Source organism: Streptomyces sp. NRRL B-3229 (assembly GCF_000719505.1).
Lineage (GTDB): Bacteria > Actinomycetota > Actinomycetes > Streptomycetales > Streptomycetaceae > Streptomyces > Streptomyces griseorubiginosus.
Genome location: NZ_JOGP01000047.1, coordinates 1 through 10,700, shown reverse-complemented (window position 1 = coordinate 10,700; position 10,700 = coordinate 1). Strand labels below are relative to the sequence as shown.

At 67.8% G+C, this 10,700-nt stretch carries 8 protein-coding genes and 1 pseudogene; 7 read left to right on the top strand and 2 right to left on the bottom strand.

Translation table 11 applies throughout. The features are described from left to right. Positions 1 to 1,092 precede the first annotated feature (1,092 nt). The 7 genes and pseudogenes from IF54_RS40135 (at position 1,093) to IF54_RS0138110 (ending at position 8,403) form a co-directional block, all read left to right on the top strand. Positions 1,093 to 1,420, top strand: a pseudogene (locus IF54_RS40135) (fic family toxin-antitoxin system, toxin component). 450 nt (positions 1,421 to 1,870) lie between these two features. Further along, the gene (locus IF54_RS0138140) at positions 1,871 to 2,098 is read left to right on the top strand and encodes a hypothetical protein (protein WP_030327264.1); all 228 of its coding nucleotides are present in this window, start codon (positions 1,871 to 1,873) and stop codon (positions 2,096 to 2,098) included. Beyond that, positions 2,077 to 3,024 carry a helix-turn-helix domain-containing protein gene (locus IF54_RS43785; RefSeq protein WP_234439172.1) on the top strand — a complete coding sequence of 316 codons (948 nt, stop codon included), beginning with the start codon at positions 2,077 to 2,079 and terminating at the stop codon, positions 3,022 to 3,024. The genes IF54_RS0138140 and IF54_RS43785 overlap by 22 nt, the downstream gene beginning before the upstream one ends. Before the next feature lie 175 nt (positions 3,025 to 3,199). After that, positions 3,200 to 5,026 (top strand): RNA-binding domain-containing protein, encoded by a 1,827-nt coding sequence (locus tag IF54_RS0138130; RefSeq protein WP_037821154.1) that lies wholly within the window; start codon positions 3,200 to 3,202, stop codon positions 5,024 to 5,026. Between the two features lie 203 nt (positions 5,027 to 5,229). Then, positions 5,230 to 6,573, top strand: coding sequence for an AAA family ATPase (locus IF54_RS0138125; RefSeq protein ID WP_030327261.1), 1,344 nt, complete (start codon positions 5,230 to 5,232; stop codon positions 6,571 to 6,573). Next, entirely contained in the window at positions 6,570 to 7,586 is a 1,017-nt protein-coding gene (locus IF54_RS40665; protein ID WP_051735703.1) for an HNH endonuclease, read from the top strand. Before IF54_RS0138125 ends, IF54_RS40665 begins: the two co-directional genes overlap by 4 nt. 244 nt (positions 7,587 to 7,830) lie before the next feature. Next, positions 7,831 to 8,403 (top strand): hypothetical protein, encoded by a 573-nt coding sequence (locus tag IF54_RS0138110; RefSeq protein ID WP_030327260.1) that lies wholly within the window; start codon positions 7,831 to 7,833, stop codon positions 8,401 to 8,403. Positions 8,404 to 9,024: 621 nt separating this feature from the next. Here IF54_RS0138110 and IF54_RS0138100 read toward each other — a convergent pair. Continuing rightward, positions 9,025 to 9,645, bottom strand: a complete 621-nt coding sequence (locus IF54_RS0138100; protein WP_030327258.1) for a hypothetical protein — start codon at positions 9,643 to 9,645, stop codon at positions 9,025 to 9,027. Next, positions 9,646 to 10,700, bottom strand: a 1,055-nt coding sequence (locus IF54_RS0138095; protein WP_234439171.1) for an acyltransferase, incomplete at its 5' end; no start/stop codon positions are given.

Here is a 10,700-nt window from a genome sequence, read left to right as displayed (position 1 = left end):
CCGGAGACATGACGCGCCGTCACTACGTGACGGAGCGTTGCGCCGCCGCTCCGCGACGGTTATGTAACGCCGCTCCGCGGCGTTACCTACGGCTGGCTAAAGGGAAGCGGCCGATCGTGCCCTCGCTGGCGTTACATAATTGTGGGGGGTGCGGTCGGCGCCCCAGAGATAAAATCGCAGGTCAGAGATACTAAGAGGGCCATCCTCAGCTCAATTGCTGGTGGCGAGGGTGGAGCTGACTTGTGTTCAAGCGCGCCCCCCTCCGGGCACCCCTCCTGCACATAATGTGTACCCATTATGTAACGCCCTCAAGGTCGATATATAATTATGTAACGGCTACTCTATGTGATGAGAGCGGTGGTCTGGACCTCTTGTGAAATATTCGATGCTTAAAAGAGGTGACAGGAAACCTCCCGGAGGGATTATGCAACTCGCCGAGAAGGCGCCCTGCATTTCTGGTGCATTCATTGCGTTACATTTTCTATTTTCTGGTGGGGTGTTGAGTATTTTGTACCGATTCTCTCCGGGTGGTGTTCTCCAAAGGGGTGTCGCGACGCAGAATGTCAGAACCTAATTCAGGGCTCGTTTTCCTTGTGCTCGGGTTTCTTTGGTCGGTTCTTGGGAGGTGTGTGTGGGAGCTGGTGGGAGGCCCGTAGGGCCTTTATGTCTTCTGCCGGTCTCGTCGCCGTAGTACCGCCCAACGGTGCTTTCGAGCAGTCTGGCGGTCTGCATGAGGCGGAACCGTCTTCACCATCGCCATCAGCCCCGCACCTGACCGCGCTCGCGTCCCCGGACGCGTTGCCGGCCCGCGTCGACAAGTTCGTCGCGGGCCACGCCCTCGGCGCGGCGCCGTACGAGACTCACCCCCGCCAGCGGGCACCGCCGCCAGCCCGCGCCCGCTCGACGGCCTCCGCCCGGTGGTGGTCGGCGTGAGAATGGCATGGCTCTTCGTCGCTCATGCCAGCAACGATTGAGCACCACCCGTCAGCGTCAACGACCAGGTCACCGCGCCTGAGCCACCGACGCCTAGACGACGACGCTCAACCGACACGCCCCCACAGACCATCAGCGACGCGTTCGCGGAGGAGGGACGTGTCCTTCCTTCTGCACGCGGCCGAGTTGCTGCCCGGCGATCCCCAGGTGGACGACTACGGCCCGCTCTACGCGACGGTCGCCCGGGTCAACGCCCGGGCGATGGAGCGCGACGTCTACGGCTCGGTGTATCTCAAGGCAGCTGCGCTGCTCCAGACCCTGGCGAAACTGCCGGTCTTGAGCACTCCACCGAGGCCTACCTGGCCCTGAACGGGTATCAGCTGGCTTACCCGCCGAAGGAGGCGGTCGCCTTGGGGCGGGACGCGCATCCGGCGCGGTGGGTGTTGGCCTGATTGGACGTCTATTGCGTGCGTGGAGCGGCTCCTGACCGCACGGGGGTTGTGAGCCGGATTCTCATTTCCGCCTGGCTCCAGGGGGAGGTCGCGGTCCCGGCGGGCTTGCGGTTGGTGGGTGAGGGGGCGGGTGACGTTCCTGGCGATCGGGCATGCCGGTCTGGGCGGTCACGCGTTCGTCTGCTCTTTTTGTCCGCGCCGTGGGTGTGCGGATGCGGATGGTGGGAGTGATGGAGGGCCGCGACCGGCGGCGTGTCTGGGGTAGCGCTGACATCCCCGCGCGCGAAGGGGGCGTGGACGGAAAAGTGACCTCACAGCCGCTGACCTGCGCCCGGCGGCCGGGCGCGAGCGTACGTCTCTTTCGGGCCGTTGGCGAGCGGGTCGCGCCGGGTCCGGGGCTGCTGCGACGATCGGTTGCACCGCTGCGGGGCCCTCTCGCCTCCGGCCACTCTTTCCACTTGTCGTGCCGATCCTGGGGTATCGCCATGTCTTCGTCCTGTCCCCCGCCGCCCGACAACGCTGGCTGCACGGGTCAGCTCGGTGTCGGCGAGGCGGTCGTCGCCGTCACGCCCGTGCTGTGTGTCACCACGCTCGCCGCACTCGAGCGCCCCCTCCCGGGTGTCCTGGTCGCTTTCGCGGCGGCCGCCGGAGCGCTGCTCATGCCCGGCCGTCTGGGCTGTCTGCTCGGTGCGTGCGCCGGGAGCAGCCGGTGAAGCATCGGGCTGTCGTGGCGTCGTGGCCGGAGTTGGCCGCACTGCACGCCTGGATGCGCGAGGCGCAGTGCGGGCTGACGTTCCGGCGGCTGGCCGACAGGGCCGTCATGGCCGGGCGGCCGGTGGGTGAGCGCACGCTGCGGCGCGCGTTCGACGCGCCTTCCCTGCCGAAGGGGAAGACGATCAGTGCCTACGCCTGGGCGTGGGCGAGCAAGAACGGTGTCGACGGCCGGGCGTTCGAGAAGCGGGGCTTGGACCTGCTGACGGCGGCCCGGCATACTGCCCCGCCGGCGGCAGTACCCGTGTGGCCGCGTCCCGCGTACGTTCCGGGGTCGGTCAGCACCTGGGAAGGTCTCACCAGGGCTTTGAAGCGCATCCATGCGGAGGCCGAGAAGCCTTCGCTGCGAGCGCTGGCGGCATCTCCTGGGGCGGCCGGCCGGCTGTCGAAGAGCACGATCGGCAACATCCTCAAAGGCAAGCGGCATCCCACCGCGGAGCAGCTGTCGGCTTTGCTCGCGGCGTACGGCGCCGGGCCCGAGACGACCACCGGCATGCTCGCCGCGCACCGGCGGATCCTCGCCGGGGCCAGTGGGTCCGCCCTCTACCCGTGCGAGGTCGTCGAGCGGGCCGAGGAGCGCCGTCAGCGGGAGGAGACCCGTCGCGAACTGCTTTACGGTGTCGAGCCCGAGCTCGATGAGTACGACCAGCGGCTGCGCGAAGAGGAGGAGGCTGAGTTCCAGCGCTGGGTCGAGTGGGTCGACAGCCTCAGCGCTGACGAGTTCGAGGTCCTGCAGGGCCAGGCCGCAGCCGGATCGGGGCTGGTGGTTGTTTCCGGGGTTCCGGTGCATCAGTCGCCTTGCGGCAAACCGATGCTCGTGTGTCTTGGCATGGTCGGTTCGTTGTGTGACAGTCGCCGCCTGGCCTGAACGGAGGCCAGGAGCTGCAGGGTGTGCGGGCGGACGTTGGTCTTCGTGCAGCCGGGCGCGGAGAACCATCAGAGCGGGCGGCCGGGGTGGGTGGCGGCTTGGTGTCCTCGGCCGTGCGGAGTTGGGGAATTCGATCGGCTGGGCAAGTTCTGGCCGGGATACTTTCGGGGTGTCGATGATGGATCTCGAAGCCGTCCGTGCTGCGCTGCGCGCGCAGAAGCCCGATCTGCTGCTGGAGCAGCCGGAGGGGCAGTGGCTGGACGCCAAGGCGGTTCCGTACGAGCCGCGTGAGCCGCGCGCTGTGGAGGAACTCGCCAAGGACGTCTGCGCCTTCGCCAACGGTGGCGGTGGTGTCCTCGTGCTGGGCATCGGCACGCGCGTGGTAGACGACGTGGAGATCCTCGACCGGATCATCCCGGTCGACCGCGCCTCGGTCGACCGCGACCAAATCCGCAAGCTGATCCGCGCGCACATCACCCCTGCTCCGCGCGGGGTCAGCGTGGAGTGGTCCGACGACCAGCAGGGCTGTCGCGTGCTCTACATCGACGTACCTGCGCAGCAGGCGGGCACCCTGTTCGTCGTCGCGGCACCGGTCGGCAAGCCTGGTGCGCCGCGCACGGACACGGTCGCGGTGCCCGTGCGCGAGGCCGACGGGACACACTGGCTCGCGCGCACCGAGATCCAGCGCCTGCTCTCCGCGGGTGTCGCCGCCTCCGGTATGCCCACCGCCGAGACGCTGTCGAGGCTCCTGCGCGAAGCCGTCGCCCACTCCCCGTCGGGGCCGGCTGCTGTGCGCGTGGGGCAGGGCCTGCCCGCGTGGGAGCGGGAGATGCGGGAAGCGTACGAGGAACTGGCCGGTGCGGGTCTTGGGGCCCCGGTGGGTGAGGCGTACCGTCACGGGGCGGCTGCGCTGCAGGATCTGGGCCCTGCCCGGGACGAGGAGGCGGGGTGGGTGCTGTGCGTGGCTCCTCCGCACCCGCCGGTCGTGGTCGTCGCGCCCGTGTGGCAGGCGATCGTCACCGCAGGCCGCAGCGATGTCGGCGGGGATCCGCTGGCGGCGGTCGGCTACCCCGTACCGCCGGGAGCGGGCGAGGGAGGGCGGGCGTGGGTGGTGGCCGCCGACGCCATGCGGGTGGACCTGGACGGCGGCACGTGGGGCGCTGGCCGCCTGGTGCGCTCGCAGACGGGTGGATGGCAGTGGGAGCCCGCTGTGCGCTTCAGCCTCGAGCAGACCCGGTCCGCACGACGGTGGACGAGCCAGGTGCCGCCGCCGCAGCTGCGCCTGCGCGCCCTGGTGACGCTTCCCTGGACCGACACCCCCGCCCTGGAGATCACCCGGACGCGGCGCCAGGACCTGGAGCAGCACCTGCCGCACAGTGCGCTGGCCGGTGCGGTGACCTTGCTGTCCCAGCGGCGCGGCGGCAGCCTTCCTGCGGCCCGGTGGGAGGCGGGCCCGCACGACAACTCGCTGCACGCCGCAAGCTATACGAGTGTGGTCACCGCCCCGGACAGGCGCCCGGCCGTGACGGCCGCCGTCATGATCACGCTCCCCGGCGTGATGGACTCCGCTGTCGTGTCCTGCGCAGACGTGCTGGTCGAGGACGCGGCGGCCTGGATGGCAGCGCTGGGCGGCCATCGGGGCGTACCGCTGGGCTTCGAGGAGGTCCAGGACGTCCTCTTCCACGCATGGGAGACGGCGGCTGAGCTGCTGCCTGCGGTCTTCGGCGACCTGGCCCTCCGGCGCTGGGCGGCACCGCCCACGACCGAGCTGCGGCTGAGCGCCGAACGGTATGACGACGTCGATGTGGCTCCCGCTCTGTCGTCGTTCGTCGACTTCGAGCAGCTCGGTCCCGGCGGCCGCAGCTCCCGGCGGGAGATGGCAGTCACGATCACCGCCGAGCCCTCCATGCGGCGTGCCGAGCGCCAGGACGTGATGCGCCGCGCGGTGGTCCATATGGCGCAGGCTTTCGGTTACGTCCATGCGGAGGCGGGGCTGCCGTAGTGGGAGGGCGCGTCGGCCGGGGAAGCCGGCCGTGTGTGGTTGTCGTTGTCAGCCGCGGATGGTCGCCGCAGGGGCGGCGTTGCTGTGCTCGTCGTCCTGGCCCGCAGCGTCGCCTGTGGTGGGGGCGTGAGAATGTAGGGCATTGGTGCCCCGCGAGGCTCTGTTCGTGTGGGGGCGATGCGGTGGATGGAGGCAGAGCGCGGGTGTACGTCACGAGGGTCCAGCTCAGGAACATCAAGGGCTTCACCGGTAGGCGGGCGGCCGATCTGATCTTGCCCGGGCGTAGCGGCTGGACGGTGCTTGCGGGTCGCAACAGTTCGGGCAAATCCACTGTGCTGCAGTCGATCGCCCTGGCACTGGGTGGACCGGCGGTCGCGCGGGCGCTGGTGTCGGACTTCACCGGCTGGATCTCGACGCGTGCCAAGAAGGGGGAGGTGGAGGTCCACGTCGTCAGCGACCCGGTGAACGATGGCTTTACGGGATCGGGCAACAAGCCTCAAGGTGAGATCTCTTTGGGCCTGCGGTGGACACACCCTGAGCCTGATCGTCATGCTCCTCGGCCGGTGATGGCACCGCTGGGTACCGGCAAGAGTGGCCCTCGCGGGCCGTGGGTGGAGAACCCGATCGGCTGGTTCTGTGCCGGATACGGCCCGTTCCGGCGGTTGACCGGCGGCTCCAGCGAGGCGCAGCGGCTCATGCTGAACCAGGGGCCCAGTGGGCGACTGGCAACTCTCTTCCACGAGGACGCTTCGCTGGCCGAAGGCGTGGCGTGGCTGATCGATCTACGGCTGCGTATGTACGAGGAAGGCAAGAGCAGTGAAGCCGCCGTATTGCTCAATCAGGTGATGTCGTTGCTGCGGGACGGGTTGTTGCCTGACCGGTACCAGATCCAGAGGGTGTCAGCGGACGGCTTGTGGGTGGTCGAGAAGGGCCATAACGGGCCCGGCTTCCCGTTGAAGGAGATGAGCGACGGCTACCGGACGGTGGCGGCGCTGGTGCTGGACATCGTCCGGCAGCTCCACGGCGCCTACGGGTACTTGCACACTCATCCGACCGCTTCCAGGTCCGGGGGTACGGCGATCCTCGCCCCAGGCGTCGTGCTGATCGACGAAGTGGACGCGCACCTGCATGTGACCTGGCAGCGCAAGATAGGCGACTGGATGCAGGACCACTTCCCCAACATCCAGTTCATCGTCACCAGCCACAGCCCCTACATCTGCCAGGCCGCCGACGAGGGCGGACTGATCCGGCTCCCTGGAGCAGACGAGCAGCAGCCCCCCGAAGTGGTGGACGAGGATCTCTACCGCAGGGTCGTGTACGGGAGCGGAGACGATGCCGTGCTCTCGGAGCTCTTCGGTCTGGAGACGCCGTACTCCAGCCGTGCCGAGCAGCAGCGCCGGCGTCTGGTGGCCTTGGAGCGCAAGGTGTACGCCAAAGCAGCCACGGCTGAGGAGATCGCCGAATACCAGGAGCTGAGCGGCCTGCTGACGAGCTCTCTGGAGAGCAGGGTGGCCGAGGTGTCGGCGCGGCTGGAGCAGGAACGGTGATTCCGGTTCAGCGCGTTCCTGTCTCCGACAGGACGCAGGTTCTGCTGACGCGGTGGACAGGGCGCGTCCGGGACGCCGGGGGAACGTCGAAGGCGGCGCGTGAGCAGTGGATCAAGGCGCAGACCCCCCGCAAGCACGTACGCACGGCGCTGGAGTCGATGACCCGTGGTGCTGTGCGGTGCATGTACTGCGACGACAGCCGCGGCACCGACATTGACCATTTCCAGCCGCTGGAAAACGCGCCGCTGCGTGCTTTCGAGTGGTCGAACCACCTGCTGGCCTGCTCGTACTGCAACAGCAACGCCAAGCGTTCGCAGTACCCGGTGAACGGGGACGGTGTGTGTCTCCTGGTCGACCCCTCTGCGGAGGAGCCGGCAAACCATCTGCGGCTGCTGCTGAAAAGCGGTCTGTACGACCCGGTGGACAAGTCGGCCAAGGGCGAGGAGACGATCCGGGTGTTCGGTCTCAACCGTCCTGATCTCGTCAAAGGGCGGCTGGACGCCTTCTTCCGGGCCTGCTCCAATATGCGCGACTGGCACGGGCTGCACCAGGATGCAGACCCGCTGGCCGACCGTTTGGCGCAGGCGCTGCTGGACTCACCTTTCATCGATGTCGTGCACGCCATGACCCGTCTCGAGCCGGGCGTCGAGGCGACCGTCGTCGGTCAGGCGACCGTTCCGGCCCTTGATGCCTGGCGCACCGCCCATAGTCTCTCGTTCTGCGCTGCCGACGCCGACGCCAGCGGCATCGAAGATGTTGTCGACAACACCCTCGTGGGCGACGACCGGACCCAACAGGGGCGGGCCGGTGGGAGGAACAGCGTTGGACTTGTGACAACCATGCAGAACTACGGCCTCACCTGGACTGACCCCACCGGCACGCCTCGTTCCTCCGCCGTCGCCTACGACGAGCCCAGCGCCCAGTATCGGAAGGCTGCTCTTGAGAGCGAGGGCTGCACCAGCGTGGAGGTCGTGGCCGTCAGGCCAGGGGAACTCCCCGAGCCGCGGGGCTGAGGTACTGCTCGGCTCATCGCTCGTGATCGAGGGTCGCGTGGGCGCTTCGGTCTGGGACGTCCACCTTGCACGTCAGAGCGAGAGAGACGGCGTGGCTGGCTCAGTCCGCGTCGGTGGTCGTGTCTTGAGCCAGTGGGGCTGCAAGACGAGCAGCATGCAGCCGCCGCAATGCCATGGCCCCGCCCTGTGACTCACCGCCGTTTGAGATCGGTGAGGCAACCGCCAATCGGGCTACAGTGTGCGCATGAACGATGACCCTCTGCAGGACGGAGCCGGATTCGGCGCCGTGTTGCTGCAGCGGGCCTTCGACGAGGACATGCGGCTGGGCCGCCTCCCGGTGGACACGCGTACGGCCGACCCTGACCTCGTCGTGTGGTGTTCTTCCGGTAAGTCCAGCACCGTGGTGTATCTCCTGCAGGCCAAGTGGCGTGCCGAGACGGAGCTGAACCGAGTCCGCGAGGAGTACGACCGGCTGAATGCGATGGCGGAGCGGGAGGTTGCTGGCGAACCGATCTCACCGGCTCAGGCCTTCTTGACCGTGAAGGTGGCCTCGCAGCCCAGGCGGAACCTCAGCCTTGCAGGCCGCGTGCATGCCCTGCGCGAGCAGGCTGCCGCGCTCGAGGCGCTGCTGGCGCTCCTGCACTGCGTTCTCGAGCAGTTCCTGGGCGATGCCCGGTATCCGCGTCGAGAGCGGGTTGTGCGCACGGCGGCCTCGCCGTGCGGGGTGATCGGGCTGACGACACCCCGGGTACCGCGGGCGCCAGGTCCTGTCCGGCTGTACCGGACCGAGCCCACCGCTGGCGCTGCGGCCGTGTGACCTTGCGAAGGCGGGGCGCGGCGCGCTGAGTGCCCGCTCTTCCCATACGAGGTCGTCTTGTTCTTCACTGTCCTGCATTCCCCCGCGTCCTTGCTCCTGCTCGCGGGTGTCTTGTTCTTCTTCGTGCCGCCCTCCCTGTCCTGGTGGAGGGGTAAGGTGCGGGCCGGCTCCGAGTGGGTGCGTGCCCGTGTTCGGGCCCGGGCCGGGTGGCTGCAGATGCGGGTGCGCGTCTGGCTGCTCAGCGGGCATCCGGGAAGCTCTCAGGAGGACGTCTGCGGAGACCGTGACACTGACAGGAACTGAGCCCGTCGCGTCCGGGGTGCGGTCCTCGCGCCCCGGGTAGCGGGTCTCGACTGACAGTCCGCACCGGGCGGACGACCTGCCGGGCCGGCACCGCTCCCGGCAGCCGGCCCGGACTCTCCAGCATGGAGGATTCATGTGAACCCAACGCGGCGCTGACCCAGGGCGCGTTGGTGGTGGTTGGCGTGAGAATGACATGGCCCTTCGTCCCTCATGCCAGCAACGAGTGAGCGCAGTCCGTCAGCGTCAACGACCAAGTCGCCGCACCTGCGCCACTGACGCCCAGACGACGACGTTCAACTGGCACTCCCCCGCAGACCATCAGGCGCCGATGCCGATGTAGGAGACGTAGGTGTAGGCGCCCCAGTCGGAGTCGAGTTCGGCAATGACGTCGTCCCAGAGGTCTCCCATGGTATCCAGATCGCTGGCGACGAGGGCGTCGACGGCGTCGTCCCAGATGTAGCGGACCTGCCGGTGCTGGATCCTCAGGTTGGCGCGGCGGCGTGGCTCGTCGACGGTGGTCTGGTTGACGGGATGGATCTCGATGCGGGTGCCGCGGCCGTTGCGGTTGAGGTGTTGCTTAAGGGCGCCGGGGTTGGTGAGCACATTGTGGGCTCGTAGGTTCCAGTAGGCGGTGTCGATCGCTTCGAGGTTGGCTGGGCGCGGGCGCTGGGTGCCGCGGGTCCAGGCGCGGATCGTGGCGGGGGTGGCGTGGATGCCGACGTCGGCCAGGGCTTGGGGGCCCCCTTTGGTGGTGGTGAGGTAGCGCATGCGGGCTTTCAGGCCCCGGCGGGTGTCGACTGGGGATTTGATTCCGCCGTCGATGATCATGCGTTCGAGGGCGTCTTCGAGGGCGCGGGCGAGGGCGACCTTTCCGTGAACGTTTCCGGGGTCGCGGTCTGCGCCGTAGTTGCCGAAGTTTTTCCATCCATCGGTCGACATCTATCGGGCGCTCTTCCTCGGCAGGGGGTATTGGTCTTTTTGTTTCATCTGGGTTGTGAGGCGGCCTTCAGTGAATACCGTGTGCCAGTCGCCGGCGACGTGGAGTTCGTCGGTGCCGCGGACGCGGACGACAGTCAGGCCGTTACTGTGGGCCCGGTGGGATTTATACCAGAGGTTGGCGAATGCCTGGGAGCGGATGATGTGCATCCAGTCGGGTCGGCGGATGTCGCGGTTAACACTTGATTCTCCGATGGTGGAGGTGAATTTCGAGTACATGGATTTGATGTATTCGACTGTCACCGTGTCGTCGGCTTCGATGGCGTTTGCGCGGGCCTCGGTCAGGACGCGGCGGAATTTTTCCAGGAGGCCTTCGCTGGCCCCGGAGGTCCAGCATTCAGTGATGTGTGGGGCCTCGCACAGGCCGAGGCGGGCGCAGCGGATGAGGAGGCGGATGGTGGCGTCGTCGAGGAGGACGGGGCCGTCTTCGCGGCGGTTGCCGATCGGGTCGGGCAGGTCGGGGTGGTGCCAGGTGGGGCGGGTGGGAAGACGGTAGATGCCGGAGCGTTTGGGGTCGAAGCCGCCGTGGGGGTCGTGGATCAGGGCACCGATGGGCAGGTGGGTCTTGAAGGCGGACAGGAAGCTGGCGTTGGTGTCGAGGGCGTTGACGGTGATCGGAGGGTGGGCGCCGTTTTGCAAGGCGTCCGTGAGGTGAGTGTTGGTCCAGTTGTGGCGGCCTTCCCAGATTTCGTCGGCGCCGTCTTTGGTTTTCTTGCGGAGGAATTCGAGGGTTTCCGGGTAGATGGTGTGCTCGTAATTTCCGCCGACGCGGGTTGCTTCGAACAGGGCCATTGCGTTCGGTACGGCCTTTTTCACCAGGGCTTCGGTTGCGGCGGTGATGTCGTCGTCGTGGTCGTGGAGGGCTTCGTCGACGGCATGGGTGATCATGCCGGTGAAGTAGCTGTAGTCCCGGTTTGCGTAGCCGCTTTGGGGCGGGGGTGGGGCGGTGGTGTGGCGGGGCGATGGCCTGCGTGGGGCGGCGGTGTGGGCTGTCGGGG